This is a genomic window from Lactobacillus sp. B4026 (assembly GCF_026535825.1).
GTDB classification, from domain to species: Bacteria; Bacillota; Bacilli; order Lactobacillales; family Lactobacillaceae; genus Lactobacillus; species Lactobacillus panisapium.
This window is the reverse complement of the sequence record NZ_JAFNPD010000014.1, coordinates 17,784-44,514: the sequence shown is the minus strand read 5'-3', so window position 1 is coordinate 44,514 and position 26,731 is coordinate 17,784. Positions and strand designations below refer to the sequence as shown.

The 26,731-nt window shown below is 36.1% G+C and carries 25 protein-coding genes; 23 read left to right on the top strand and 2 right to left on the bottom strand.

All coding sequences use genetic code 11. The features are described 5' to 3' along the window. Positions 1 to 140 precede the first annotated feature (140 nt). From J3U69_RS09890 to J3U69_RS09850, 9 genes are all read left to right on the top strand, one after another. A complete protein-coding gene (locus J3U69_RS09890) occupies positions 141 to 1,070 on the top strand; it encodes a phosphate/phosphite/phosphonate ABC transporter substrate-binding protein (protein WP_103753024.1) in 930 nt (309 codons plus the stop codon). A gap of 18 nt (positions 1,071 to 1,088) precedes the next feature. Then, positions 1,089 to 1,862, top strand: coding sequence for a phosphonate ABC transporter ATP-binding protein (gene phnC, locus J3U69_RS09885; RefSeq protein WP_267384840.1), 774 nt, complete (start codon positions 1,089 to 1,091; stop codon positions 1,860 to 1,862). After that, on the top strand, positions 1,855 to 2,658 hold the full coding sequence (phnE, locus tag J3U69_RS09880; RefSeq protein WP_103753022.1) for a phosphonate ABC transporter, permease protein PhnE: 804 nt from the start codon (positions 1,855 to 1,857) through the stop codon (positions 2,656 to 2,658). The genes phnC and phnE (J3U69_RS09880) overlap by 8 nt, the downstream gene beginning before the upstream one ends. Continuing rightward, on the top strand, positions 2,658 to 3,470 hold the full coding sequence (gene phnE, locus J3U69_RS09875; protein ID WP_103753021.1) for a phosphonate ABC transporter, permease protein PhnE: 813 nt from the start codon (positions 2,658 to 2,660) through the stop codon (positions 3,468 to 3,470). The genes phnE (J3U69_RS09880) and phnE (J3U69_RS09875) overlap by 1 nt, the downstream gene beginning before the upstream one ends. A gap of 335 nt (positions 3,471 to 3,805) precedes the next feature. Continuing rightward, the gene (locus J3U69_RS09870) at positions 3,806 to 4,489 is read left to right on the top strand and encodes a hypothetical protein (RefSeq protein ID WP_267413944.1); all 684 of its coding nucleotides are present in this window, start codon (positions 3,806 to 3,808) and stop codon (positions 4,487 to 4,489) included. Further along, entirely contained in the window at positions 4,486 to 5,190 is a 705-nt protein-coding gene (locus J3U69_RS09865) for a hypothetical protein (RefSeq protein ID WP_267413943.1), read from the top strand. Before J3U69_RS09870 ends, J3U69_RS09865 begins: the two co-directional genes overlap by 4 nt. Positions 5,191 to 5,201: 11 nt before the next feature. Continuing rightward, the gene (locus J3U69_RS09860; RefSeq protein WP_267413942.1) at positions 5,202 to 5,837 is read left to right on the top strand and encodes an ATP-binding cassette domain-containing protein; all 636 of its coding nucleotides are present in this window, start codon (positions 5,202 to 5,204) and stop codon (positions 5,835 to 5,837) included. Continuing rightward, complete coding sequence (locus J3U69_RS09855) at positions 5,827 to 6,357, top strand: hypothetical protein (protein WP_267413941.1); 531 nt, start codon at positions 5,827 to 5,829, stop codon at positions 6,355 to 6,357. The genes J3U69_RS09860 and J3U69_RS09855 overlap by 11 nt, the downstream gene beginning before the upstream one ends. A gap of 9 nt (positions 6,358 to 6,366) precedes the next feature. Continuing rightward, positions 6,367 to 7,152 carry a hypothetical protein gene (locus J3U69_RS09850; RefSeq protein ID WP_267413940.1) on the top strand — a complete coding sequence of 262 codons (786 nt, stop codon included), beginning with the start codon at positions 6,367 to 6,369 and terminating at the stop codon, positions 7,150 to 7,152. 53 nt (positions 7,153 to 7,205) lie between these two features. On the opposite strand, the gene J3U69_RS09845 is transcribed toward J3U69_RS09850, so the two are convergent. After that, positions 7,206 to 7,772, bottom strand: a complete 567-nt coding sequence (locus J3U69_RS09845) for a DNA-3-methyladenine glycosylase I (protein WP_267413939.1) — start codon at positions 7,770 to 7,772, stop codon at positions 7,206 to 7,208. A 218-nt stretch (positions 7,773 to 7,990) separates the two neighbouring features. Here J3U69_RS09845 and J3U69_RS09840 point away from each other — a divergent pair, with 218 nt between their 5' ends. The 4 genes from J3U69_RS09840 (at position 7,991) to J3U69_RS09825 (ending at position 13,268) form a co-directional block, all read left to right on the top strand. Beyond that, positions 7,991 to 8,476: a hypothetical protein gene (locus J3U69_RS09840; RefSeq protein WP_220220252.1), complete on the top strand. Its 486-nt coding sequence runs from the start codon at positions 7,991 to 7,993 to the stop codon at positions 8,474 to 8,476. A gap of 53 nt (positions 8,477 to 8,529) precedes the next feature. Continuing rightward, complete coding sequence (locus tag J3U69_RS09835) at positions 8,530 to 9,927, top strand: metallophosphoesterase (protein ID WP_220221213.1); 1,398 nt, start codon at positions 8,530 to 8,532, stop codon at positions 9,925 to 9,927. A gap of 109 nt (positions 9,928 to 10,036) precedes the next feature. Next, a complete protein-coding gene (gene asnB / locus J3U69_RS09830; RefSeq protein WP_220220251.1) occupies positions 10,037 to 11,986 on the top strand; it encodes an asparagine synthase (glutamine-hydrolyzing) in 1,950 nt (649 codons plus the stop codon). Positions 11,987 to 12,005: 19 nt separating this feature from the next. After that, complete coding sequence (locus tag J3U69_RS09825; RefSeq protein ID WP_103753010.1) at positions 12,006 to 13,268, top strand: carboxylate--amine ligase; 1,263 nt, start codon at positions 12,006 to 12,008, stop codon at positions 13,266 to 13,268. Positions 13,269 to 13,462: 194 nt separating this feature from the next. Here J3U69_RS09825 and J3U69_RS09820 read toward each other — a convergent pair whose 3' ends face one another. Beyond that, entirely contained in the window at positions 13,463 to 14,329 is an 867-nt protein-coding gene (locus J3U69_RS09820; protein WP_267413937.1) for a LysR family transcriptional regulator, read from the bottom strand. 115 nt (positions 14,330 to 14,444) lie between these two features. On the opposite strand from J3U69_RS09820, the gene J3U69_RS09815 reads away from it, so the two are divergent. The 10 genes from J3U69_RS09815 to J3U69_RS09770 all read left to right on the top strand — a co-directional run bounded on the left by J3U69_RS09815 (position 14,445) and on the right by J3U69_RS09770 (position 26,683). Next, the gene (locus J3U69_RS09815) at positions 14,445 to 15,914 is read left to right on the top strand and encodes an FAD-dependent oxidoreductase (protein ID WP_267413936.1); all 1,470 of its coding nucleotides are present in this window, start codon (positions 14,445 to 14,447) and stop codon (positions 15,912 to 15,914) included. A gap of 323 nt (positions 15,915 to 16,237) precedes the next feature. After that, positions 16,238 to 16,996, top strand: coding sequence for an ABC transporter permease (locus tag J3U69_RS09810; protein ID WP_267413935.1), 759 nt, complete (start codon positions 16,238 to 16,240; stop codon positions 16,994 to 16,996). A 16-nt stretch (positions 16,997 to 17,012) separates the two neighbouring features. Next, positions 17,013 to 17,777 carry an ABC transporter permease gene (locus tag J3U69_RS09805; protein ID WP_267413934.1) on the top strand — a complete coding sequence of 255 codons (765 nt, stop codon included), beginning with the start codon at positions 17,013 to 17,015 and terminating at the stop codon, positions 17,775 to 17,777. A 234-nt stretch (positions 17,778 to 18,011) separates the two neighbouring features. Then, positions 18,012 to 19,232, top strand: coding sequence for an MDR family MFS transporter (locus J3U69_RS09800; protein ID WP_220220246.1), 1,221 nt, complete (start codon positions 18,012 to 18,014; stop codon positions 19,230 to 19,232). A 95-nt stretch (positions 19,233 to 19,327) separates the two neighbouring features. After that, positions 19,328 to 21,277 (top strand): M13 family metallopeptidase, encoded by a 1,950-nt coding sequence (locus tag J3U69_RS09795; RefSeq protein WP_220220245.1) that lies wholly within the window; start codon positions 19,328 to 19,330, stop codon positions 21,275 to 21,277. A gap of 480 nt (positions 21,278 to 21,757) precedes the next feature. Next, positions 21,758 to 23,008 (top strand): Fic family protein, encoded by a 1,251-nt coding sequence (locus J3U69_RS09790; RefSeq protein WP_267413933.1) that lies wholly within the window; start codon positions 21,758 to 21,760, stop codon positions 23,006 to 23,008. A gap of 169 nt (positions 23,009 to 23,177) precedes the next feature. After that, a complete protein-coding gene (locus J3U69_RS09785; protein WP_267413932.1) occupies positions 23,178 to 24,029 on the top strand; it encodes a helix-turn-helix domain-containing protein in 852 nt (283 codons plus the stop codon). Between the two features lie 212 nt (positions 24,030 to 24,241). Then, entirely contained in the window at positions 24,242 to 25,135 is an 894-nt protein-coding gene (locus tag J3U69_RS09780; protein WP_267413931.1) for an ABC transporter ATP-binding protein, read from the top strand. A gap of 4 nt (positions 25,136 to 25,139) precedes the next feature. Continuing rightward, complete coding sequence (locus tag J3U69_RS09775; RefSeq protein WP_267413930.1) at positions 25,140 to 25,895, top strand: ABC transporter permease; 756 nt, start codon at positions 25,140 to 25,142, stop codon at positions 25,893 to 25,895. A 23-nt stretch (positions 25,896 to 25,918) separates the two neighbouring features. Continuing rightward, a complete protein-coding gene (locus J3U69_RS09770; protein ID WP_267413929.1) occupies positions 25,919 to 26,683 on the top strand; it encodes an ABC transporter permease in 765 nt (254 codons plus the stop codon). The last annotated feature ends 48 nt before the right edge of the window (positions 26,684 to 26,731 follow it).

Here is a 26,731-nt window from a genome sequence, read left to right as displayed (position 1 = left end):
ATTTTTGTTAGTTACTCTTTTCGTTCCCTTGCAAAAGAGGGTATTGTTCGTTTCTTAATTAATAATGTATTAAAAGACTTAAAGATAATTTCACGTTAGTGTTATTAGATTAAGTCTTTTTTTATGTCTGGGAGGGCATGATGAAAAAATTTAGAAAATTGTTAGCTGGCGCTGCTGTTTTATTAGTAGCAGTTATGGCGACTGCTTGTTCAGGTAAAAGCAAAAGCGAAAATAGCAGCGGCACGCCAAAAGAATTAAATGTTCAATTTGTGCCTAGTCAAGCTGCAACTGAGCTGGAATCTCGTGCTAAGCCACTTGAAAAGATGTTATCCGATCGTTTAGGTATTCCAGTTCATGTTTCAATGTCAACTGATTACAATACGGTTGTAGAAGCAATGAAGTCAAAGAAAGTTGATGTTGGTTTTCTGCCACCAAATGGCTATGTTTTAGCTCATAAACAAGGTGCTGCCGATGTCTTGCTTCAAGCACAAAGATATGGTGTTAAGCAGCCAGGTGGCCGTCCAACTAAGAATTTAGTTAACACTTATCGTGCAGAAATTCTAGTTAAAAAAGGCTCTAACATCAAGTCATGGAAAGACTTAAAGGGTAAATCAATCTCCATCCAAAGCCCAACTTCTTCAGCTGGTTATGTTTACCCAATCGCTGAATTGAAGGAAAAGGGTCTTGATGTTAAGAAGAGCTGCAAGTTAGTAACTGTTACTGGTCAAGATCAATCTGTGTTAAACGTTCTTAATGGTGATACTGATGCTGCCTTTGTTTTCGAAGATGCACGGACAATTGTTAAGAAGGACAACCCGAAGATCATGAGCCAAGTTGTGCCAATTTACTTCACTAAGCCAATTCCAAATGACACAATTTCTGTTGTGCCAAGCATGTCTAAGTCTTTCCGTAAGAAGCTAGCCAATGCATTTATTGATATTGGTAAGTCGAAAAAAGGTAGAAAGATTATCGAAAGTATTTATACTCACGAAGGCTACGTTACCAGCAAGGACAGCGACTTTAATGTTGTTCGTAAATACGAAAAGATTATCGAATCAACTAAAAAATAAAGGTAAAGGAAGTTTATAATGGCAGATTCTGCAGTTAAGCCAATAATTGAATTAAAAAACGTTAAAAAAGTCTATGGCAAAGATGTTGTTGGTTTAAAAGACGTCAATTTAACTATCAATAAAGGTGAATTTGTCGTTATTGTTGGGCTATCAGGTGCTGGTAAATCAACACTTTTGCGCTCAATTAACCGGTTAATTGATATTACTGCAGGTGATATTTTAATTAACGGTGAATCAATTACCAAAGCCAAAGGTAAAGAATTGCGGATGCTCCGCCGCAATATTGGAATGATCTTTCAGAGCTTTAATCTGGTTAAGCGTTCAAGTGTTTTGCGGAACGTCCTGACTGGTCGTGTGGGGTATTATCCAACTTGGAAGAGTACCTTAAATCTATTCACGCAAGAAGATAAAGAGCGTGCCTATGATGCACTTAAACAGGTTGACTTGGCTGACAAGGTATATTCGCGGGCTGATGAATTATCCGGTGGGCAGCAACAAAGAGTTGCAATTGCCCGGGTGTTGACTCAGGACCCAGATATCATCTTAGCCGATGAGCCTACGGCTTCACTTGATCCGCAAACTTCACGCCGCGTAATGCAAGATCTTAAGATGCTAAACGAAAAACACGGCATGACAGTTGTAATTAACTTGCACAGCGTTCAATTAGCACGTGAATTTGGTAAGCGGGTAATTGGCGTACGTGCGGGTGAGATCATTTATGATGGCAAGATGAGTGAGACGTCTGAAGCAACGTTTGATCAAATTTACAGCGGTGGTGATCAAGATGAGTAAGGCAGATCAAGATAATTTAATGGCTTTGCCGAAGAAAAAATTCAAAATTTTAAACTTATTTTGGCTGCTGCTCTTTATTGTTGGTCTGATTGTCTCAACTAAGGTTACTAAAACCAGTTTAGGTGCGCTGTTTAGCAATTTTAGTCAGTTCGCAGATATTTTTCTGCAAATGCTGCATCCGAATTGGTCGTACTTAGGCGCAGTTATTCCACTGTTATTAGAAACCATTAAAATGGCTATCTTGGGAACAGTTATTGGTTCTGCCATTGCTTTTATCTATTCTTTGCTTATTGCGCGGAATATCGTGAAAAACAAGGCAGTTACCGGGATTTTGCGGATAATCATGAATATTATCAGAACCGTACCAGATCTGTTATTAGGTGCAATATTTGTTGCCATTGTCGGAATCGGACCGGTTGCCGGTATTTTAGCCTTAGCAATTTGTACTTTTGGGATTGTGGTCAAGCTTTTTTACGAAGCAATTGAAACAATTGATCCTGGTCCAATTGAAGCGCTGACGGCTGTGGGTGCCAACAAGCTGCAAATTATTTTCTTTGCGGTTTTACCCCAAGTAATGACGTACTTTATTTCATATTGCTTATATGCCTTTGAAATTAACGTTCGTGCTTCGACTGTTTTAGGTTATATTGGTGCCGGCGGTATCGGACTATACTTGCAAGAAACTCTGCAGGTTTTCGACTACCCAAAGACAGGAACAATTATTATCGTAATTATTTTGGTAGTTGTCTTAATTGATTACGTTTCGTCTAAATCGCGGGAGGCGTTGATGAAATAATGGATACTTCAATGAAAAAATTACCTCCTAAACCAGTTGATATGAAAAAACGTTTGCTGCACTGGGGCGTGGCAATCATTACCGTTGTGTTAATCATCTGGTCATGTACGGGAATTGACTTTGGCGGAATTAAAGAAACAGCTGGGCAGATAGCCGGTGCTATTTTTGCCGGTATTTTTCACCCCGATTGGTCTTATGTTTATAACGGGACAGGCGAGGACCTTGTTTCACAGTTGTGGGAAACAGTCTGTATTGCCTTTTTAGGAACATTCATTTCAGCCATCATTTCTTTACCGTTTGCCTTTTGGGCAGCACATACCAAACATAAAAAGTGGTACGTGTCGCGAACTGGCAAGATTGTCTTGGCAATTATTCGGTCATTTCCAGAAATTGTTTTGGCTTTAATGTTTATTAAGGCTGTCGGCCCAGGATCTGCGGCCGGAGTGCTGGCTTTAGGTTTCCACTCAGTGGGGATGCTGGCCAAGCTCTTTTCTGAAGCAATTGAAAATCTGGACGATGGACCTAATGAGGCCGTAACTGCAGCGGGAGGCTCAAAGACTAATATTGTAATGTTTGCCACATTGCCTAACTTGCTGCCTGCCTTAATTTCTAACACCTTATATCGTTTTGACGTCTCAATTCGTTCGGCTTCAATCCTTGGTTTAGTTGGTGCTGGTGGTATTGGTTACCCATTGATTATTGCTTTGCAGTATCGTCAATGGAATCGTGTAGGAATTATCCTATTGGGAATCATTATCATGGTAATCGTTATTGACTGGATTTCAGGTTGGATCCGGAAGAAATTGGTCTAAAAAATAAATAAGTAAATAAATTAATGTAAACCCTGAAGTTGTGCTAACTTCGGGGTTTTTATTTTGGCCAAATTAGCAAAGCAAGGTAAATAGATCATCCTAATAACTAGGCTGGTCTGTTTTTATCTGCAAGCTATCTTCTTTTGGATAGTTAGAAATAGTATATAAGCTATATTTAATATATAAAATAATTAGTCATTAAAAGCTAAAAATTTAATTTTTACATATGTAATAAAGCAAATGTGGAGTATTATAAGAGGAAATAGTAAGAATTATTAATTTTGTTTAATTATACTCACAATGACTCATAACCTTATTAAAAAGGAGACAAATAATTGCAGCGTAATGTCATTAGGCAACAAACAATTCTCAACCGTGCTTTTTTAAAAAACTATTCTCTTTTTGCCTTAGTAGTTGTTGGCCTTGTACTAGCCGCATTTTCATTTTTAAAATCTACTGTTCCGTCTGAGACCGGATTAATTCAGTCCGTTTTTCAAAGATATAATATTTTTTTAGGAATAATTCCGACTTTTACAATTGTGCTTTTAAGTACGTTAAAGTATCGCATAGCTGATGCATTATGCTGCCAAACACGAAAAGTTTTTATCCTGCAAACTATTTATCGTATTTTAATTCCCATCGTAATTATGGTACTCATTTGGCTAATCGCCATTATTCCGATGATGATCGCCAGTGGTTATTTAGCTGTTTTTGTTAAGTCTTGGCCCGGAATCTTAATGCGCATGATTTACTTGTGTTTGGTTTTACTATCTTTTGGCTACTTAACAGCCACAACTTATTTGCTTTCAAACAAAAAATTAATAACTTTTGTTGTGATTTTTGGTATTAATAGTCTGACTTTCCTGTTAAATGTTAATGGTAAGCCATCATTATTCTATGATTTTGTCAAACCAGACTTAGGGATTATGATCTTTTTATCTTCAATCGTTTTAGTGGGACTAATCTTGCTACTAGGTGCCGTATTAAATTTGGTCATAGCTAAAAAGGATATTTTATGAAACATTTATTTTGGGACCAACTTTTGTATTTATGGCAGATAATTCGGTATCGCTTTCTGTTTTGGGGAGTACTAACTGGTCTTTTGATTATTGTTCAATCTGCATTATTTAGGGCTAACCCACATTTTTCACTTTATTTAGCTTGGTTTCGTGGAACCGACTATTTAATTAAATATTTACCTGTTTCTTGGCTCATTTATTTCATTACGCCACTTTTAATTGTGTTAAATAGCTTTCAGGAGCTATGGCATGTAAGAGGAGTCCAATTACGTGGGCAACAGTACTCATTATTTAATTTTCTAACCGTTAATCTTGAATTAATTGGGGTAATAGCTGTCGTTTTCACGGCATCGGCAGAACTATTAATGATCCTATGTACTAAGATATTTAATTTACAGGAACTAAGCATTGGTGCTTTTCACGGGCTGCAAGCTCTACTTCTATTATTTATCGTCAATTTTTGGGGAACATTTTTATTATTAGTGCTTCAGGCAGTTATCAGCCGCTATAACGCACCACTTGGCATTGTTATTCCACTAGTTTTGTTAATTATTACTGCTTATACATCATGGCCGCTGAATCCACTGAACAGTCTCATGATTTTGCGAGTAGGTAACGCGAACATAATATCAATGCTATGTACCATTATTGTAGTTACTATTTTGTATTTATTTTCTAACCACCGGATCAATTTAGATTAAGGAGAAAACAAATGAGTTTTATCGAGCTAAAACAAGTAAGCAAAACTGTTAAAAAACGGCCGCTTTTACATGATGTCAATGCTAATATTGAGCAAAAGAGTATTACCACCCTAGAAGGAATCAATGGTTCTGGTAAAACTTTAGTACTGAAAACCATTTTAGGTTTAATCAAGGTCTCAGGAACAGTTACTGTCGATAATCAACCAGTAAGAACAGAGGACCCTTACCCCGTTAAAGCAGGCATTTTAATTGAAAATCCTAGTTTAATTGAGGACTTCACTGCAACTAAAAATTTAGAATTACTTGCAAAGCTAGACCCCAATATTTCAAATAAACAAATCGAAGATTTGTTGGACTACTTTGACCTGGGAAGATTTCCCAAACAAAAAGTTAAGAAATTTTCGCTCGGTATGAAACAGAAACTGGGAATAGCCCAAGCATTTTTGGGTAGTTATCCGCTGATAGTTTTAGACGAGCCTACCAATGCGCTTGATACTGAAAGTATTGCGAAATTGAGCAAGCTAATTAAGCAGTATCGCGAAAATGGCTCCACCTTTGTTATCGCTTCACACGACCGCGATTTTATCAGTCAAGTTGCAACCCATCAGCTCTACGTTAAAGAAGGAACCATTAACGATGAAAAATAAAAAGTTATTATGGTGTTTGGCAATACTTGTTGCAGTATTAGTTGGCTGCGCTGGCTTTTATCGTTATCAGCGGGTTAACGCCCACCCAAGACAGCACGGTGTCACGCAAGAAGTCGTCTTTCATAAAAACGAATGGGTGCATGCATATCACACTAGTTTTATTATTCACAAAGCCGAGGTCCAGAAAACTGGGCGGGAAGTCAAGGCAACAATTCAACTTTCAATTAAACAAAATGGCCAGCCTAATTATGGGATGAAGAAAAATAATCAAGATTTTCTAACAAATATGTTCTTGAATAATCCTTATGGAATTAGTAACCAAAGTAATGATATTTATGATCAGAATCAGCGCCGAGTTGATCCAAGTATGGCTCTTACTAAGAAACTTTATAAGCAGCCTTACACAATATATTTCACAATTCCTCGCAGTTCTTATGAGTTGCGGGAACAAAAACTGCGTTTCAGCTTTTTAGTTCCTGTAAAAAATCACTTTGTAAAATATTCATTACTTTTAGAATAAGGAGAAACTATGAAATTCTTATGGTCACGTCTTGAAAAGCGCTGGTTCTTTTTCGCTATAGTGCTGGCAGTAATTATTAGTGGATTACAATTTTTCCCGCTTAAAACAATTCCACCTGAAGATTCGCCATACACACGCTGGTTAGGAATTGATTCCTTTAGTTTTGCACCAATTGCCTTTTTTATTTTGTTGCCGCTATTGGCCAGCATACCTGCAAGTACTTTATTAAAAGACGATTATCAAAGCGGTTTGCTATCCAAGTTTAAGCTCAATGAACCGCTCAATCGGGTATTACGCCAATATGTCAGTATTGCATTTATCACGGGTTTTATTGTTACTGCTATTCCGTTACTAATTAATTTATGCTCATGGTTCATGGTTTTACCTAACATAAGGCCTGACAACTTGCTTAATAAAAATATTTTGGTAATTAATATCAATACGATGTTTGTCGCACTTTATTATTCTCATCCGTTATTGCACGCTTTGTTATCAATTATCTTTGCCAGCTTTTGGGGCGGTCTGTTTGCTATTTTTGGTGTAGTCACTTCTTTATGGATAAAAAATAGGTTTTTGGCAATGTGTTCAAGCTTAATTTTACAAATTGTCCTGTTATTACTAAATGCCTTTATTAAATTACCTAATCTTGTTAGCTATGCACCCGCAGATTTTTTACATGAAACTGCTCCAACTGCAAATGTTAGCTTATTAGTCACTGGTATTGTAACTTTGTTACTCATACTGTACTGCTTAGTAATGTTTCAAATTGATAAAAAACGGCTGGTAAGTTTATAAAAGAAACTTTTTTGAATTTGGCTGAAATTTCCAAAAATACCAATTTGAGCTACTTATCCGTGATACTTAAACGGGCAATTTTCCAGATGGTCATTGATTAGACCAACGGCTTGTAAGAATGAGTATAAAATTACGGGTCCGACAAAAGAAAAACCATCTTTTTTCATTTGCTTAGCCATTTTTTGCGCAATTTTATTTGTGCTAGGAACATCTTCTTGTGTTAGCGGATGGTGCACAATCGGTGTTTTACAAAAAGTCTGCAGATAATGGGCAAAATTACCGTACGTGGCATCGATAATCAAGATCGCCCGGGCATTCTTAATTGCTGCCGTAATCTTTTGTCTATTACGGACAATGGAACTATCCTGCATTAAATCATTAATGTCATTTTCATCCATTTGAGCGACTTCCGCTGGGATAAAATTGTGAAAATCACGGCGAAAGTTTTCCCGTTTATGAAGGATGACTGACCAATTAAGTCCAGATTGAAATAATTCTAATGTCAGCATTTCGTATAAGTAGGACTCATCTAAATTGAGTTTACCCCATTCATGGTCATGATATTGCTCCATTAAGGAATCGTTGGTGCTGCTCCAAGGACAACGTTCTTTTTCTTGCATGTTGGTTTCTCCTTTAATTAAAAAATTTTCTTGTTATAACTAATTACGCAAAAATTGGCCTTTTTCTTTTTTTAGTTAAAAAATGGTGCAATATTTGCTTAGCTGACAATTTTCTTTGATTGTTGCTGAATTCGGCTGTAAAAGAATAAAAATTTGTTCCTGAAAAGTGCAATACTAGTTTTTTTGGTATAATATAGACTAAACTTTAGGAGGATACCATGGAAAAGTTAGATACAGTGACTCTGGCCGATAACTTGGCCGAAAATCAAGAAAGTATTTTAAATAAAGAAACAGATTTTGACGCAGAGGCTGTTTATCAAGCAATTGATAACCTGCATGTATTGCATAATCCGATTAAAGATTACTTTGAAATGACGGAAGATCAGTACTATGAAGCTGAGAGTGATCATAAACTAACTTTGATTGACTTGTCAGATAAGTTGACTGACTTACACGATCGGATTTTAACTAATCATGTGGATGGTTATGCTAATAAGGATCAAATTAATCTGACATATAATCATGAGGATCCTTACGAAGACGATTTTTATAATGAGTCAGTTGATTTACATGTAGTAATTTATAGTTTAAAGGTAATTGGTGCGGTTCAAGCAATTGCACCTAAAGTGTTACAAGAAGTATTGTCTAAAGATGCAGTTTTGTCAATCGGTTTAGCAGCCCACGCTTTGGCAAGCAACGCATAATTTTTGGAGCTGCGGCAGGTGCCCAGCTTTTTTCTTTGGGTTGAGGCAAGATGATGAGTGTTTTTAAGTATGCAATAGGTTTATTTGATCGTGCTAGTGGGGCTAAGCTGCACCACTTATTTAGTGAAAAAAATGTTCCGCTTGATCCGATGCAGGATTACTTGACGGTAGGGGAATATCACGTTGATGGCGAGCAGCATACGCCTAATAATCAACCGTATAACTTGACTGTCTATAAGGATGAAGACGAAGTTTTGCACCAAGCGCTCAGTTTAGAAAAGACTGCTAACTTGGCACCGGAATATGTTCGTGAATTCAGCCCTGAACTTGAGCGTTACCGCGCTTTTGTTAGCCGTAAAACCGGTCGCCGGTTTATCGTTGAAGAATACCTGGATGAATTTCTTAAACGTGTCAAAGGCCATATTCGGGCTGGAAAAAATTCGGTTAACGTTAGTGTGATTACCGATACGCATTATAAAGACCGCAATAGTACGGACTTTTATGGTTGGAATGGCTTAACGCACGTTAATGAATTTTCTTACTTGGACGATTCAGGCCTGTTAGATTTAAAAGTCCATCTTGGCGACTGGATTGATGGCTCCGACACCGGTTTTTTAGGTGAAAGTGAATTAATTAAGCTGCGCAACTCATTTAAGTCGGATAAGGTCCCTTACTTGATGATTAAGGGTAATCATGATGAAAACGATAAGTACGATGAGCGTCATGATTTAAAGGCGTCTTTTCCCGAAAATGAATTTGAAAAAATCATGTGGCCAGCAATGTACGGTCAAAAGGGCGTGCATTATATTTCACGTCAGCACGGTGTCTGTTACTTTGATGTAGATAATGTTCGCTTTATTTCCGTCAATACTTCGGATTTGCCGTATATTTTAAATGCACAAGGTCAAAAGCGCTACGATGCAAAGATTACGTTAGCAATCAGGGAAGATCAGATTGAAGAAATCATTGAGATTCTGCAGCAATCTTCCAACAAAAACATTGTCTTCATGAGTCATGGTAATCCAATTAACCGCAAAGGCTCGAATGCTTTGAAGTATAATGGGCGCTCACTTCACGAACTGCTTGTTGCCTTTAATCAGGGCGAAAAAGGGCAAATGCATTCAAGCCGTGGTATTCCGCCAGAATTTCGCTTGGCAAACGATTTTGACTTTACTAATGTTAAAAATGCCCGTATTATTGCTTACTTTTGCGGTCATCGGCATGTTGAAGACCAGTTTAGGATTAACGGTATTCAATATATTTTGTTTAATTGCTCGGCGTTAATGGGCCCTAACCATGTTTTAACGACTAAGTACAATAAGAACTGGAAGCGGCAAATTGATCATCAAACCGAATTCGCAGGTTATATTGTCAATATTGACTCTGATCGGCATTTTATTCAGGTCTTTGGTTACGGCGCTGCCAGCAAGAGAAGAATTTTTTATATTTAATTAAAAAAGACGGGCAATTTGGTTTTTGCCCGGCTTTTAGCCTATAATAAGAAAGTTAAACTAAAAACATAAATTAAACGAATAAACAAATATTAAGGAAAGATAAGCTATGTGCGGAATTGTCGCATTTTATAATCCAGAAATAAATGATAAACAAGCTGCTATCGGCAAGATGATGGCGGCAATTAAGCATCGTGGTCCTGATTCAGATGGTTTCTATACCAATGATAAAGTCGCTTTAGGCTTTCGGCGTCTGTCAATTATTGACTTACGTGGCGGTAGTCAACCGATTTATAATGAAGACAAAACGCGGGCAATTATTTTTAATGGTGAAATCTATAACTTTAAGCCGTTAAGAAAAGAATTGATTGCGGCCGGTCATACTTTTACCACTAAATCCGATACAGAAGTACTTCTTCATGGCTTTGAAGAGTGGGGCATGGATGGCTTGCTCAAACGGGTTCGTGGCATGTTTGCTTTTGCCATCTGGGATGATAATACCCAGACATTGTATGGTGCGCGCGATTTCTTTGGAATCAAGCCGCTATACTATAGCAATGAAAACGGCCATTTAATGATTGGTTCAGAAATCAAGAGCTTTCTCGCTTTTCCAGGCTTTAAGAGACGCCTTAACATTGAAGCTGTTAAGCCATACTTAATGAACCAATATAATGATTTAACAGAAACTTTCTTTAAGGGAATTTACCGTTTCCCTGCTGGTCATTGGTTTGAATATAAAGATGGTGAAATGAAGACGCACCAGTATTGGGATGCGGAATATAAGGCTAACACGCTTAGCTTTGAAGAAACCGTCAATAAGATCAATGAGGACTTGCAAGAAACAGTTAAGCTCTATCATAATGCTGACGTTCCTGTTGGTGCTTTCTTATCTGAAGGGGTTGATTCAAGTTACATTACAAGTATCTTGAATCCAGACGATGTTTTTTCAATTTCTTTTGATGATGCCACCTACGATGAGGCCTCTAAGGCTAAGGCACTGGCTGACATGAAGGGGTGGAAATTTTTCTCGGATAAGGTAAAAGCCGATGAAGCCATGCATGATTTTGCGGAAATGCAGTATCACATGGATGAGCCTGACGCCAATCCGTCAATTATTCCGCTGTGGTATCTGTGTAAAATGGCCCGTAAGCATGTTACGGTTGCACTTTCTGGGGAAGGTGCGGATGAATTGTTTGCCGGCTATGTCAACTACGGCATGCACACGCATAACAGCGTTATTAAGGCTTTTACTTCGCAGTGTAAGAAGTTGCCGAAGAAGAGCCGGGTCAAATTAGCGCACAAGATTAAGAAGATGCCTAACTTCCCTGGCAAGGTTCACCTCTACACTAATTTGGCGGAACCGAGTGAATTCTATGTGGGTCAATCCGTGATTTATGATATGGATTACCCGACGATTTTTACTTCAGAAGATGCCAATAGCATTTTGAAGCCATCATATCGCAATAAGCTAACGGTAAATGGCATTTACCAAAGTGACTTTAAGAAAGTTAAAGACCTTGATAATGTGCGGCAAATGCAATACATCGACTTGCATCACTTTATGCTTAATGACATTGAGCAAAAGGCCGACAAGATTTCAATGGCACATTCTTTGGAATTACGTGTCCCGTATCTTGATAAGAAGATTGCGGAACGGGCTAATTCGATTCCAACGGATTATTTAGTTAATAAGCATGATACTAAATATGCTTTACGTAAAGCTTCAGAAAAAGTTTTGCCAGATGAATGGGCTAAAAGGCCAAAACTTGGTTTCCCAACACCAATTAAAGAATGGCTGCAAGAACCACGTTTTTATAAGCAAGTGCGGGAATTATTCAGCGAAGAATTTGTTAAGGACATTTTCGAGCAAGATAAGATTTTGCAGTTGCTAGATGATAACTATCAAGGTGATGGTTCACACCGCCGTCAGATTTGGACCATTTATACATTCCTTGTTTGGTATAAATTATTCTTTGTTGATTACGAAGAAACGGTCAAGAAATACCAACACGTTCAGCCGGAAGTAGCCAGCTTAATTGAACAAGGAAAATTAGTTTAATTGGGAGTAGATTTTTCAAATGAAACAAGATTTTACACCTATCTTACTTGGCAGTGATATCAATGTTTATGGCATGGCCAGGTCTTTTAACGAAGCATACGGCATTAGTGTTAAGGCACTGGCTGATACACAATTAGCGCCTACGCGTTATTCCAAGATCGTTAACGTTGAACTGCACCACGGCTTTAGTGAAGACCCGACCTTCATTGAAGTAATGCGGGAGCAAATGAAAATTTACCAAGATCACGATGAACCGGTAATTTTGATTGCTTGTGGGGACGGCTATGCCGAACTGCTATCAAAGCACCAAGATGAACTAAAACAAGTTTTCGTTGTTCCATATATTAAGTACGATCTTTTGCAAAAACTGATTTCAAAAGAAGGTTTTTACAAGATTGCGGAAGAGTATGGCTTGCCATATCCAAAAACAAAGATCATTACGATGGCTGACTTTAAGGCTGGTAATTACTTGGAATTCCCATTTGATTATCCAATCGAATTAAAACCGGAAGATCCGGTTTCTTGGCTAGATGTTCATTTTGAGGGCCGGAAAAAGGCCTTTACCATTCACAATGAAACTGAGATGAGTGATATTGTTGGTAAAATCTACGGCAACGGCTATCAAGCCGATTTAATTGCGCAAGACTTTATTCCAGGTGATGACTCCAATATGCGCGTTTTAAACGCTTATGTTGATAAAGACCATCACGTGAAAATGATGTGTATGGGTCACCCGCTTTTAGAAGACCCAACGCCGCAATCTATCGGGAACTACATGGCGATTTTGCCAGAATACAATGAAAAGCTTTACGAGCAAGTCGAAGCCTTTTTGGAAAAATTGAATTACACTGGAATGGCCAATTTTGATATTAAGTACGATACGCGGGATGGTAAATACAAGTTCTTTGAAATCAACTTGCGTCAAGGCCGATCAAGTTTCTACGTTACCCTAAATGGCTACAATTTGGCTAAGTGGTATGTTGATGACTATGTCTATGACAACTTGAAAAACAAGGAAACGGTCTATGGCAATAAGTTAAAGTCAAAGCACGTCCTTTGGCTAGGAATTCCGGTTAAAGTCTTTAAGGAATATGCGCGCGACAACGAAGCCAAGAATTTAGCGGAAGAATTGATTCATGAGGGTCGATGCGGAACGACTGTCTTTTATGACAAAGACCGCAACTTTAAGCGTTGGCTGTTGATGAAATACATGTTTCATAATTACTATGGTCGTTATAAGAAATACTACCAAGTTAATAAAGGCCAGTTTTTTGATAAATAAGTTGGAACTTGACTAATATTTATTTAAATTCATGGGCATGAGAAAAATTCTAAATTAAAACAAATTACTCTGCGAGGTCAATCAATGATTTTGCAGAGTATTTTTTTACCATGTTTTTTAAGCAAAAACGGGAAATATCCATGATGTTTGATTGGAAAAAGCTAAAAAAGAGACACTCACGCTAATGTGTCAACTTAGCCGTTAGCAGATTTGCTTTTGCTGGTTATGAGGCTCGCAATAAAGTTATGCGTGACATTATTAGGGTGATTACGGTAGAAAAAGCCAACTGCTGCGTCAAAATTCCAGGCTACTTTTTTCACCAGGAATGGTGCACAGGAGCTAGCTAATGCTTGATGGACTAAAATCAAGCTATTGTTCAAAAGTGCTGCGTTAACTTGTGCCTTATTATAAACGGAATAATTGGAGATATTCACATGGTGGCAATTTTGCTGGATAAATTGCTGAATCTGAGCTGATTGGCTTAAAACATTATTCTTAACCAGCCAAATTCGCTGGTTATTTAAATCAGTGATCTTCAATTGCTTCTTTTGGGCGAGGATGTTGGTTGGGGGAACGGCTACCATCAAAGGAGTAGTCGTAATTTTTTTAAATAAAAACCCTTGCTTAGGAAGAGGTTCTTCTGAGTAAATACCCTCAATCAGATCAATATTAGGTGGAATTTGTTCGTAGTCCTTAATTTCCTGGAACTTAAGCTTGACCTGCTTATTTTGCGCAAACTTTGTCCAATAATGATCAAACAAATTAGTGGTACTTAAATAACCGGTTCCGACAGTCAGCGTGTTTTGGTAGTTTTGCAGTATTTGTTTGGTGGCTAAACATAGCTGCTTAATTTTGTGAGCTTGGACTAAAAATAGCTTGCCAGCTTCCGTCAGAGTAACACCATGTGAATCTCGCACAAATAACTTGCAGCTTAGTTTGGTTTCTAACAGATTAATTTGCTGGGTGACTGCCGGTTTGGAGATGTACATTGCCCTAGCAGCAGCGGAAAAACTCCCCAGTTTAGCAACAACGATAAAAGTATCAATTTCATGGTCATACATTTTTACACCTCATCCTTAAGTTAAGCCTAGACTTAACTCTGCGTAAGCACAATCAAGAAAGCGCTTTTAACTAAAAATAATATAATTACGGTAGATAGTAAAGGAGTAAAAAATTATGGCTAAATTTGAAATTGTAGTTGTTGGCGCCGGTGCATCAGGAATTAGTGCTGCTTTAGCGGCAGCTCAAGCTGGTGCTAAAGTTGCCTTGCTTGAAAAAGGCGATAAATTTGGTGGTGCCGGAATGTTTGGTGCGCAGGGATTATTTGCGGTTGAAAGTAAAGCACAAAAAGCAACGGGACAAAAATATACTTTAGAAGATGCCTATCACGAAGTGATCAATTACACACATCATTCTTCAAATGCCAGAATGACTAAAGCAATTTTGGCGAAGTCGGCTTCAACGATAGATTGGATGAGGGAAAATGGGCTAGAAACTGAGCTTGTCACTAACACACAGGAGGTGCATCAGAATCATCCACAGACTTACCATCAATTTGTTGATAAATTTAATGGCTTCCAGAAGGTTGTGGACAACTTTATTAAAGCGGGCGGCACATTATTAACAGAAACAACTGGTAACAAAATTATTCAAGAAAACGGTGAAGTCGTTGGGATAGAAGTCACTATTAAAGGTGAGAAAAAGGTATTAGCGACGAAAGCAATAATTTTAGCTGATGGCGGATTTGTCGGTAATCAAGCCGAACTTGCTAAGTCTTGTTCAATCAATCCGGCTGACCTTTATTCAATGGGGGAGAGAAAGGCAACTGGAGATGGCCTGAAAATGCTTAAAGAAGCAGGTGGTGTGAATAATTATAAGCGGATTTTTGAAAATCATGCGGCGACTGTTTTTGCTAAACATAATCCGAAATGGCATAACCAAACTATTTTTACCTTAACTTGTTTACCTTTCTTGTGGCTTGACCGTGAGGGCAAGCGATTCACGAATGAAGACTTGGTTTATGATTTTGCCCTTTGGGGTGATACGGTTTATGCCAATGGCGGATATTATTACTTTTTATTAGATCAGCAATTAGTCCAGTTTTTAAAAACTAAGTCATTAAATTGGACAAGTTCATTTGAAAGAACCTTTCGCTTACTAGATGGCAAGCCAATGACACACCAAGTTGGACCCTTTGCTACAATTGAAGCAGATTTGCAAGAAGCAATTAGTGAAAATGCTGCCTTTAAAGGCAATACATTGACTGAATTAGCTGAAAAAATGAATGTCAATGCTGCAAATTTAACGCAAGCAGTAAAGCGTTACAACCAATTAGTGGAAAAGGGCACCGATTCTGATTTTTATAAAAAGCCGGAGTTTATGTCTATTGGGGTGAAACAAGCGCCATTTTATGCTGTTCGTGCTAATTCGACAACGCTAGGCACAGTTGGAGGAGGCCTAGTTAATGAGAATTTTGAAGCATTGACTGAAGCGCATGCAGTAATTCCGGGTATCTACGCTGTTGGTAATGATGCGGCAGGGATGTTTGACTCTTCTTATCCGACAATTGAGGGTTTAAGCAATGCTTTTGCTTGGAATTCAGGGCGAATTGCTGGTGAAAAAGCAAGTAAGTATGTAAAAAGATAAGATTTTCAGGATTTAGTAACAATGGTTTAACTTAAAAGGCTATCTGGCTTCAATTGTGTTAATGAAGTCAGATGGCTTTTTTGTATTTAACGTCTTTTTACCACTAAAAGAGCACTTGTACTAATACCATATTTTGTGATATTGTAATAGCGTAATGAATATGTAATACACTAGTGAGAAATTATCTTTTAAAATTTTCTGAAAGTGAATGAAATAATGAAACTTAAAAATAATACAATGCTCAATCTTGAAAATGTTAGTTCTTATATCGGAAAGGTCAAAAGTGTTGTTAATATTTTGGGCAAAGAAAGGGGTTAGGCATTATGGGCAAAAGTTTAGAAGAAGAAGTTTATAAATTTAATCATGAAAAGATTTCGTTATATGGGTTACTAGTCCTGTTTTTTGCCATGCTATATAACATTGTCTCTGGCAAAACCATTGAACGAAGCAATTTAAGCTATGGTTTTGGGGCAATTGAATGGATTCCGCTAATTATAATTGCAGTTGGTTCAGCCTTTTTCGCAATGGAATATAAGAACAGAACGATTCTGACAATGTTGTATAAAAGTACAAGCAAACTAAAGATTTACTTAGCTAAATTCTTAGTCATTTTTATCTATAGTGTTGTTCTCACAGTAGTGGCAATTCTTCTTACCTTTTTGTTTAGCTTTCTTTTTACTGGTCATAAATATGACTGGAGTGCAACTATTAACGGGCATTCATTAATCTTTGACCTTTTGATTAATATGCTGGGGGCAATTATTTACTCCTTTTTTATTACTGGCTTATCCTTTATGCTGTGCATGTTAACCAGAAATAATGCGGTAGTAGTCTGCATCGGGATCGTTTTAGCCTTTTTTGGCGCAGGTTTTTCTGGTGCGTTGATGCGGTCGTTTCCCGAGGCTGTAAGTATTATCAAATGGAATCCGATGAGCATGATTTTCATTTCTCAACAACTGACAAGGACATCGCTGATATCAACTTCGCACTTGCTAGATAGTGAACTAATTATTGCCAATATCGCTTATGGACTAATCTTTGTAGTATTTGGCTATTATTTGTTTAAAAACCGGCGCGTTTAGGAAAGAGGCTTTTAGAATGGCTTATAGTATTAAACAAGAATTTTATAAATTGGTACACCGAAAAATTACCTGGATTTCGGCTATCTTGCTATTGTTTCTGATGATTTTGACCGGCTTTGCCATGGCTGAAGATACAAAAAAATTGGTCTTAGCATTGACCTATGACTCCTCTGACTTTATCATGTTTATCTTGGTCATTGTTGGTGCAACTAGCTTTTCGATGGAATTTCAAAATAATGCTATCTTGACGCTTTTGTATAAATCAGCGAATAAGATTGAGGTTTATTTATCAAAATATCTTGCAATATTTATTTACGATATTTTTCTTCATGTTCTAGCTATTTTTTATACTATTATCTTGCGTTACACAATCTTTAGGTCCAATGTGAATTGGAACTCAATTTATCTTTATCATCAGCCAATCTGGATTAACATGCTTAAGGTTTCTGCAATTGACTTAGTTACGACAATGTTAATTATTACGATTGTTTTCTTATTATCCTGCATAATTAATAACAATGCGGTTGTGATTACGGTCAGCTTGCTAGTTACTTTTTTGGGGCAAGGAATTTCTAGTAGTTTAACGAGAAGGCATATGCTCGTTGGAATTATGAAATGGAATCCGTTTAACATGGTTAACTTGACAAGGCAATATGGCAACTTTATTACCTATGTAGAGATAACACATTTGCGTAACCCGCAAATTTTGCTTGGATCAATAATTTACATCATGATCTTTTTTATCATTGGCTATCTAATTTTCCGGAAAAAGCGCTTCTAGCATTTAATTGTTTGAAGCTGCTTGTTTTAGAAGCATATCTTGAAAAAGTTAATTTTTATTAAAAGCAGACCCCAAAAGATGATCTTGGCTCTGAACTGAGTATCATCTTTTTTTGTGCGCTTAAAAAAGTCATTAAGCTTTTCACGTTAGTATTAAAGTAAACTCGGGGTGTTCTTTTGGCGCGCAACTTGTTAAACTGGTTAATGGAATTCAACTATAGAAAGGACTGAATAAATGAAACTTAAACATGGATCAAATAATGAAACAGAAGTTAAGTTACGCTGGCTGCTAGTAGGAGAGCTAGCAACATGGATTGGGTCGAGCTTTGTTTGGCCCCTCACTTCGGTCTATCTAAATAAGCAATTGCACATCAGTCTATCAGTAATTGGACTGGTATTATTTTGCAATTGTGCAAGTAACGTACTAGGCTCTTTTACAGCTGGACGTTTATATGATCGCTGTAATCCATATCCACTAATTGTTGCTGGTCTGGGGACTGATGCACTAGTCTTATTTTTTATGGCCTTTTTCCACGGCTGGCCAGCATATTGGATTTGGCTAATTATCACGGGTTTTGTCAGCGGCTGGAACGGCACAATGATTAACTCAATTGCAACAAGTTTGCGTAATTATCCTGGTCGCTATGTCTTTAACTTAATTTACTTTGCCCAAAATGTGGGTACAGTAACAGGAACCTTACTTGTTGGCTATCTTTATGACTTTTCAATTGAGTTCTTATTCTTACTAGCCGCATCATTATTTGCAATTGCCTGCATTAACGCGGCGATTCACTACCGCCCAGTTATTAATTTTCATAAAGAGCGTGTAGCTAAGAGCAAAAATACTGGTGAGAAGCCTAAAGCGGAGCCAATGCCTAAGCATAATATGATGCTAATGATTGGTTTTCTTATTTCGTTAGCGGTAACGTGGCTGATGTATATGAACTGGGAATCCAACCTTTCTGTTTATATGGTGTCATTAGGGATCCCGTTCCATTTATACAGTTTGTTATGGACGCTAAACGGCGCAATCATTGTCACAGTGCAGGTTATTCTAGCTAGATTCCCTCATCTGTTTAAAAACTTATTCCAACAAATTATTTTTGGCACAACAATGTTTGCAATCTCCTTTGCAACGCTTATTTTTGCTCGTGATTTTGCCCATTTTGCATTGTCGATGGTGATTCTAACATTAGGCGAAGCAACTGCTTTTCCAGCTGTTCCAGCATACATTAATGATTTGTCACCAATGAGCAGTAAGGGCAAGTATCAAGGAGAAATCAATGTTGCTCGTGGGATTGGCCAGGCCTTTGGTCCGCTATTTGGCGGAATGGTTATTGATCGAGCTGGGTATATCCCATTCTTTATCATTGCTGCTACGGGGATCTTCTTAATGGTTCTGTTATTAATCCCACTTCATGCAAAACTACGTAAATATATCAAACTTTTTAAGTAATTTTGTAAAGGCTTTTTAATATCTGCTGCTTGCTTAAAATGATAATATTAATTTAGTCTAATTTTAATTTTGATAAAAAAGGAAGGACTCTTTTGATGAATAAATTTTTTGCAGTTCGCGGCGGTGGCGGCAACATCATTGAACCTAAGGTTGGCACAAGACCACAAGACAACCTTTACTTAGCCGTTAACTCAGAATGGATTGAAAAAACAAAAATTCCTGAAGATCGCTCACGAATGGCAGCTTTTGACGGTATTGAGGTGAACGTTGAAAAGCTCTTGATGAAAGATTTTGCTGATTTTGCTTCTGGTAAAAAAGAGGTACCAGATGTACCTAACTTGGATGAAGCAGTCAAACTTTATCAACTTGCATGTGATTTTGATAAGCGTAACAGTGATGGTGCTGAACCAATTGAGTCTGACTTAGCCTTGCTTGATAGTATCAAGGATTTCTCTGATTTCAACCTCAATGCACCGGATCTTTCAACTTTTGCATCATTGCCATTTGTTTTTGATGTTGAACCAGATTTAAAAAATGCGAAAATTAACGGCTTAAACTTTTCTGGCCCGGGTACTTTCCTACCTGACACTACAACTTATCAAACCGATGATGCTGCAAGTTTGCTTGCTATTTTGCAAAAGCAGTCTGTTAAGTTGCTGGAAATGGCGGGAATGTCTACCAAGAAGGCAGAGAAATACGCAGAAAATGCGATTAAATATGACGCTAAGCTTGCAAAGGTAGTTAAGTCCTCAGAAGAATGGGCAGATTACCCAGCTTGCTACAACCCAATGAGTATTGCCGACTTTAAGGCTAAATTTGGTAAATTCCAGATTTCTTATTATCTAAAAGAAATTATTGGCGAAGAGCCTGAACAAATCATTGTTCAAGAGCCTCGTTACTTGGATCACTTTGCTGAATTGGTAAATGAAGATAATTTCGCCGAAATTAAAGGCTGGATGATTGTCAACTTTATTAACGACGTTGCGTCAACATTATCGCAAGAATTCCGTGAAGCTGCATTTCCATTCAGTCAAGCATTATCAGGTCAACCAAAGCTGACTAATGGTGAAAAGCAAGCATACCACATTGCTAATGATACTTTCAGTGAAGTGGTTGGCGTTTACTATGGTAAGACTTACTTTGGTGAGGATGCCAAAAAAGACGTAGAAGACATGATTGACCGGATGCTAACGGTTTACAAGGATCGTCTACGTAATAATGATTGGTTATCTGAAGCAACCAGAAAACAAGCCGTTACTAAAGTTGAAGCTTTGGAATTAAAGATTGGTTATCCAGATAAGGTTGAAGAAATTTACAACCGTTTAAAGGTTATTCCTGCAAGTAAGGGTGGCAGTCTTTATTCAAACGAACGTGCATTTGCCTTGGAAGAGCAAAAGTACAATATTGAACAGTTACATAAAGAAGTTGATCGCTCAATCTGGGCAATGCCAGGCAATTTGGTTAATGCTTGTTATGATCCTACTAGAAACGACCTAACTTTCCCTGCAGCTATCTTACAAGCACCATTTTATGACCTGAAGCAAGACCGTGCTACTAACTTTGGTGGTATTGGTACTGTGATTGCTCACGAAGTTTCCCATGCTTTTGACAACAATGGTGCAAAATTTGATGAGATCGGCAACATGAAGAATTGGTGGACTGATGAGGATTACGCTGAATTCAAGAAGCGTACTCAAGCTGAGATCGATTTGTTCGATGGCATTCAATATGGACCTGTTACCATTAATGGTAAGCAAGTCGTTTCGGAAAATATCGCCGATCAAGGTGGCTTAACCGCCGCAGTTGAAGCAGCTAAGAATGAAAATGATGATCTTAAGAAGTTGTTTGAAAACTTTGCCCGGATTTGGGCCAACAAGCAAATGATTGAGGCAATTAAGAGTCAAACTGCCGTTGATGTGCATGCGCCGGGTCCATTACGTGCTAATGTACAATCACAATGTCAGGATGAATTTTACAAAGTCTTTGACGTTAAGCCTGAAGACGGTATGTGGCTTGATCCTGATAAACGTGTTCATATTTGGTAATTAATATAAAAGAAACACTTCTCTGATAAGGGGAAGTGCTTTTTGTATTGGAAAAATTTGCATTTAAGGTTGCCAACATAAAAGGCTAAATGCAAAAAAAGGTAAAATTTACATTTAAGGTTGCCAACATAAAAGGCTAAATGCAAAAAAGAGCAAAATTTGCATTTAAGGTTGCCAACTTAAAGAGCTAAATGCAAAAAAGAGCCAAATTTGCATTTATGGTTGCTGATTTAAAGAGATAAACTCAAAAAATGGTTAAATTTTAGTTTAAGGCCATTAAACTTTGTAGGTAAAATGTAAAAAGTGGTAAAATTTCTACTTAAATATAGAAGTTTTATTTTTATTAAGCACAAAAAGTGTCTGATTTTTTATTTTATGTTTTCAAATAATATAAATAAATTTAAAAGGTTAAGTTTTAACTATAATATGTAATTCTTAGTTTTGTGAAAAACCATTTTTAAGGCATTGGGGGAAATATTGATGAGTGGATATAAATCATTACGGGTTTATTCTTATGAACATCCTGGAGAATCTATAGAGCCAGAACTAGACAAGCGTCTTAATGGTTATGGAACTAGAAAATTTTCTCTAATAATTAATCCAATTAATGAAAAAGAAGGTGTTAGATTATCAGATCGATTTAACCTTTTTCTGGTTCCAATTAATGAGATTACTCAATTATTAATCAGTATTAATAGTAAGTCAGAACAGATAAAGAATTTAATTCAGAAGTTGCCAGGCGTTGCAAGTAATCAGTTTTTTTATCAAATGTTAGTAAGTGAAATTAAAGGAACAAATGAAATTGAAAACGTTTCTTCAACAACGGAAGAAATAAATTTTGCCATTGATAATATAAATAATGAAAAGAAAAATATTAGGTTGAAATCATTTGCCTACATGTATTCTTCAATTAAAGTTGGTAAGGTAAATAAAATTGAAAAGTTAGATGACATAAGAAAACTATACGATGATCTTTTAGCTGGCGAAATTCCCGAAGATAAACTGCCTGATGGCAAGCTATTTAGAGATGGATTTGTTCGAATTGGAAATAGCACTAAAACTGTTCATTGTCCTAAAGAGCATGAAAATGAAATAGTAGACCAGTTAAAGGAGTGGATAGAATTTATTAATGATGACAAAATTGAATCAATTATAAAGGCATGTGTTGCTCACTACTACTTTGAATATGTTCATCCATTTTATGATGGGAATGGTAGGCTTGGAAGATATATTTTTTGTAGTTATGTTGGGAAAAAACTGGATCCGTATACAGCAATTAGCTTTTCTCATCAAGTTAATTTGAATAAAAATAAGTATTACAAGGGATTTGAAGAGGTAGAAAATAAAAAGAATTATGGTGAAGTAACCTTGTTTGTTTTAAATCTCTTGAATTATTTGGAAAATGGGCAAAATGATGTTTTGGATAAATTGTTGACCAGTATAGATCACTTGGAATTTGTGAAGCTAGAGCTAGAAAAACAAAAATATTCTCATATTGAGCTTAATTTGCTTTATATCTATTCTCAAGCATTTATTTTTAATGATTTTGAAGGAAGCGTAGAAGATCGTGAAATGTATGAGATATTTAAGAAAAATGAGGGGATATCAAAAAGAAATGTGAAAACAAGTATTGATGACTTAGAAAATCACGGACTAATTGAGACAGTCAAAAAAAAGCCATTTAAAAGAAAAATAACTGAAAAATTTTTAAAAGAAATAGGTATAAAATAATTTCTTTGCAAAAATATTCAAGATGATTATTGATCTTATTTTGCCGTTTCTTGGAAAGTACTTCTCAAATTATTATTTTTAAATAACTATGCATATTATCTCTGAGTGATTTTTTTAATATGACTTTTAGCTAAACTCTTTAATTTTTGATTAGTGTTAGGAGGATAAAATGGAAATCGGTAATCTATTAAAGAAATACCGCTTAAGCCGTGGTAAAACTAAAAAGGCTTGGGCAGGAGATATCCTTAGCCCGTCATTTTATGCTCGAGTTGAAAATGGAAGTAACCGTATTTCCGCAGAAGATTTAATTGATCTATTACATGCCAATGATATATCTGTAGTTGAATTTTTTGGACAACTAAATCCTCAGGATAGATTAGTTAATGAGAGAAGATACCAATTTTTGTTTGCAATCAATGAAGCTTACTATCAAGATTCAAAAGCAGACTTACTGAAAATTCGCGATACTATTTGTAAAAGCAATCTACCTGATAAAAGCGAAGAACTAATGATACTAGATGTTTATTTGGCAATTGTCGATGATGAATATGACAGCATTAACCAAGAGACATTACATGAACTAAAGGATCGAATATTCATGGCCAATGAATTTGATCTTGATACAATGAATTTATATTGTAATTGTATGGCTTTCTACGATTTTGATACTAACCTGATGATTTCGAGCAAGCTTGTAAAACAGTATCAAGGAAACCAAAATAGCCTAATTGAGAAAAATTTATTAGGAATAATTATCAACATGCTAAATTTTTGTATTAAAGAGCAACGTTATGAAGAAGCTAAACAATTTATTAATTCTGCCAATCAAATCGCTCCTAAACCAGAAATATATTTTTATAAAAATATGATTATTTTCTTTACTAATATAATTCTCTATCACACAAACTCTGATGAAAAGTATTTAGAAACTTGTCATGATATTATTAATGATATCAATAGAATTGGGATGAACGATTTTAGTAAAGAAATGGCAGAGTTTTTACAAAAAAATATTAAATAAATCTTATTGGGACATCCTTGTAACGTTTATAGCCAGATACTAGAAAAGAAGTTATATTTGGCTTAAAAAAATACAATCTTGAACAAACTGACATGATTGCTTCATAAGTAGCAAATATGCCAGTTTTTTCTTTGCATTTTTTTACATGATACAATTTCTTTAATTAGTGTATTAGATATCTAGTACACTTCAGTTATAAAGGAGAGCTAGAAATGAACACGACAGTAAAAAATTTACTACAGCTTGATAGTGTCAGCACATATGTTGGACATACAGAAATCGTGAAAAAAGCTACTTTTGGCATTAAGCCCGGTGAAATTATTGGTTTAATTGGTCCAAATGGAGCTGGTAAAACGACTATTATGAAAACCATTCTGGGACTAATGAAGTTTACTGGCAGAATTAATGTTAACGGTAAACCTGTCACTGAAAATAATCATGCTTCCTTGGCAAAGGTTGGGGCTTTGATTGAGCATCCAGCAATTTATCCTTTTTTAACAGGCCAAGAAAATTTGAAATTGTATGCTCATAGTAAAGACGATATGACCCGAATAGTTACTAGGTTGCAAATGAATTCATACATTAACAGTAAAGCTAAAGGCTATTCTTTAGGAATGAAACAAAAATTAGGTATTGCAATAGCCTTGTTAAATCATCCAGACTTGGTAATTCTTGATGAGCCAATGAATGGTCTGGATATTGAGTCAACTATTGGCGTTAGAAAATTAATTCAAGAATATGCCAGTCGTGGTACCGCGTTTTTAATTTCTAGCCATATTTTAAGTGAATTACAAAAAGTAATGACTAGAGTTGTTTTGATTAGTAACGGAAAAATCATTTTAAATCAAAGCATAAGTGATTTTGAGACAATTAGTCACCAAAAATATCAGGTAACTACTGAAAATAATGATATGGCTAAAAAGATTTTTAGTGTTAATCAAGTTAATTACACTGAAAAAGATCAGCATTTAATTATTGCGCAAGAAAATATCTTCAAGATACAAGATGAGCTTTTCAAAAATAACATTCATTTGCTAGAAATGACACCAGTTGAAGTAAATCTTGAACAGATTGTGATTGATATTTTAGACAAGGAAAGAGGCTAAAATTATGGTTACCGCAATCAAAGAAGAATTTTACAAATTTAACCATGAGCGTGTTTCTTTATATGGTTTGTTGTTTTTGTTAGCGGTCATGGCTTATGGTGCACTTACGGGGAAAATGAATAAGACAGATTTAATCTATGGTTATGATGCTGTTGAATGGATTCCGATTATTATCATTGCGGTTGCAAGTGCCTTTTTCGCAATGGAATATACCAATAACACGATCATCATGTTGCTTTACAAAAACTCAAATAGACTAAGAATCTATTTAGCTAAATTTTTTATTATCTTTTTATATGCTATTTTTTTAGCTATTGCAGCAGTTTTACTGACTTTTTTGTTAAGCCTAGTATTTGTTCCAGGTAAGTATCATTGGACAGCGATTATTCACGGCCATTCTATTATTGGCGATTTATTGATTAATATGGGTGCAACTCTGTTGTATTGTTTCTTCATAAATGGGCTGTCATTTATGTTAATTATGTTAGTCAAGGTTAATGCAATTGTTATCTGTATTGGCTTATTCTTAGGTTATATTGGCGCAAGTATCTCTGTTGCCTTAATGGAAATTTTTCCTTCAGCAATCAACATTATTAAATGGAATCCTTTAAGTATGATTTTTATTTCCCAACAGCTAACACGGAGCTCGCTAACTGCTACGTCACACTTAAGCAATATCCAGCTGATAATAGCTACAGTTATGTATGGCATAGTGTTTGGCACCATAGGCTATTTCGTGTTTAAACACCGCCGAGTTTGATTCTAAAGAAAGGAAAAAATAAAATGCTTTATAGTTTAAAACAAGAAATTTATAAACTAAAACATAAAAAGATTTCTTGGATTTCAACTTTAATATTATTGCTACTTATGGTTATAACGGGTTACTCAATAGGTTATGAAGAAGCCAAAGTTTGTTTAATGACTTGTTATAATGCGTCTTATTGGATTACCTTTATTTTGATTATCGTTGGCGCAACTACTTTTTCGATGGAATTTCAGAATAATACCATCCTCACTTTGCTTTACAAATCATCAAATAAGCTTAAAGTCTATATAGCGAAATTTATTGTTCTCTCTCTTTACAATATATATTTACATGCTATGGCAATAATTTTTACTTTTATCTTAAGTATGTCTATCTTTAAATCAAATATTACTTGGACCACCGTATATCAGTATGGTCAGCCAATCTGGCAAAATATGCTTAATACGATGATTGTTGACTTACTAACCACTACATTAGTACTAAGTATCGTTTTTATGCTATCTTGCATGGTTAACAATAACGCAATAGTTATTACTGCCAGTGTTTTGGTGTTTTTTATAGGTGGAAATGTATCTACAGATTTACTAAGAATCCATAAATTTATTGGTGTTATGAAATGGAATCCTTTTAGTATGCTTAATTTAACCGATCAATACTATAATTACGCTGGTTATATTAGTATTACGCACTTAACAAACTTAGAAATGATGCTGGGGACTGCCTGTTATATTGCTTTATTTCTAACTATTAGCTACCTAATTTTTCGCAAAAAGAGCTTTTAGTTTTTGTAATTAAGCTTTTGAAGATACATAAAAAGGACTGGAGAAGTT

Excerpts from the sequence above, each read along its gene's own strand:
- J3U69_RS09890 (WP_103753024.1), top strand. The coding sequence starts at position 141 with ATGAAAAAATTTAGAAAATTGTTAGCTGGCGCTGCTGTTTTATTAGTA.
- phnC (WP_267384840.1), top strand. The coding sequence starts at position 1,089 with ATGGCAGATTCTGCAGTTAAGCCAATAATTGAATTAAAAAACGTTAAA.
- phnE (WP_103753022.1), top strand. The coding sequence starts at position 1,855 with ATGAGTAAGGCAGATCAAGATAATTTAATGGCTTTGCCGAAGAAAAAA.
- phnE (WP_103753021.1), top strand. The coding sequence starts at position 2,658 with ATGGATACTTCAATGAAAAAATTACCTCCTAAACCAGTTGATATGAAA.
- J3U69_RS09865 (WP_267413943.1), top strand. The coding sequence starts at position 4,486 with ATGAAACATTTATTTTGGGACCAACTTTTGTATTTATGGCAGATAATT.
- J3U69_RS09860 (WP_267413942.1), top strand. The coding sequence starts at position 5,202 with ATGAGTTTTATCGAGCTAAAACAAGTAAGCAAAACTGTTAAAAAACGG.
- J3U69_RS09855 (WP_267413941.1), top strand. The coding sequence starts at position 5,827 with ATGAAAAATAAAAAGTTATTATGGTGTTTGGCAATACTTGTTGCAGTA.
- J3U69_RS09850 (WP_267413940.1), top strand. The coding sequence starts at position 6,367 with ATGAAATTCTTATGGTCACGTCTTGAAAAGCGCTGGTTCTTTTTCGCT.
- J3U69_RS09845 (WP_267413939.1), bottom strand. The coding sequence starts at position 7,772 with ATGCAAGAAAAAGAACGTTGTCCTTGGAGCAGCACCAACGATTCCTTA.
- J3U69_RS09840 (WP_220220252.1), top strand. The coding sequence starts at position 7,991 with ATGGAAAAGTTAGATACAGTGACTCTGGCCGATAACTTGGCCGAAAAT.
- J3U69_RS09835 (WP_220221213.1), top strand. The coding sequence starts at position 8,530 with ATGAGTGTTTTTAAGTATGCAATAGGTTTATTTGATCGTGCTAGTGGG.
- asnB (WP_220220251.1), top strand. The coding sequence starts at position 10,037 with ATGTGCGGAATTGTCGCATTTTATAATCCAGAAATAAATGATAAACAA.
- J3U69_RS09825 (WP_103753010.1), top strand. The coding sequence starts at position 12,006 with ATGAAACAAGATTTTACACCTATCTTACTTGGCAGTGATATCAATGTT.
- J3U69_RS09820 (WP_267413937.1), bottom strand. The coding sequence starts at position 14,329 with ATGTATGACCATGAAATTGATACTTTTATCGTTGTTGCTAAACTGGGG.
- J3U69_RS09815 (WP_267413936.1), top strand. The coding sequence starts at position 14,445 with ATGGCTAAATTTGAAATTGTAGTTGTTGGCGCCGGTGCATCAGGAATT.
- J3U69_RS09810 (WP_267413935.1), top strand. The coding sequence starts at position 16,238 with ATGGGCAAAAGTTTAGAAGAAGAAGTTTATAAATTTAATCATGAAAAG.
- J3U69_RS09805 (WP_267413934.1), top strand. The coding sequence starts at position 17,013 with ATGGCTTATAGTATTAAACAAGAATTTTATAAATTGGTACACCGAAAA.
- J3U69_RS09800 (WP_220220246.1), top strand. The coding sequence starts at position 18,012 with ATGAAACTTAAACATGGATCAAATAATGAAACAGAAGTTAAGTTACGC.
- J3U69_RS09795 (WP_220220245.1), top strand. The coding sequence starts at position 19,328 with ATGAATAAATTTTTTGCAGTTCGCGGCGGTGGCGGCAACATCATTGAA.
- J3U69_RS09790 (WP_267413933.1), top strand. The coding sequence starts at position 21,758 with ATGAGTGGATATAAATCATTACGGGTTTATTCTTATGAACATCCTGGA.
- J3U69_RS09785 (WP_267413932.1), top strand. The coding sequence starts at position 23,178 with ATGGAAATCGGTAATCTATTAAAGAAATACCGCTTAAGCCGTGGTAAA.
- J3U69_RS09780 (WP_267413931.1), top strand. The coding sequence starts at position 24,242 with ATGAACACGACAGTAAAAAATTTACTACAGCTTGATAGTGTCAGCACA.
- J3U69_RS09775 (WP_267413930.1), top strand. The coding sequence starts at position 25,140 with ATGGTTACCGCAATCAAAGAAGAATTTTACAAATTTAACCATGAGCGT.
- J3U69_RS09770 (WP_267413929.1), top strand. The coding sequence starts at position 25,919 with ATGCTTTATAGTTTAAAACAAGAAATTTATAAACTAAAACATAAAAAG.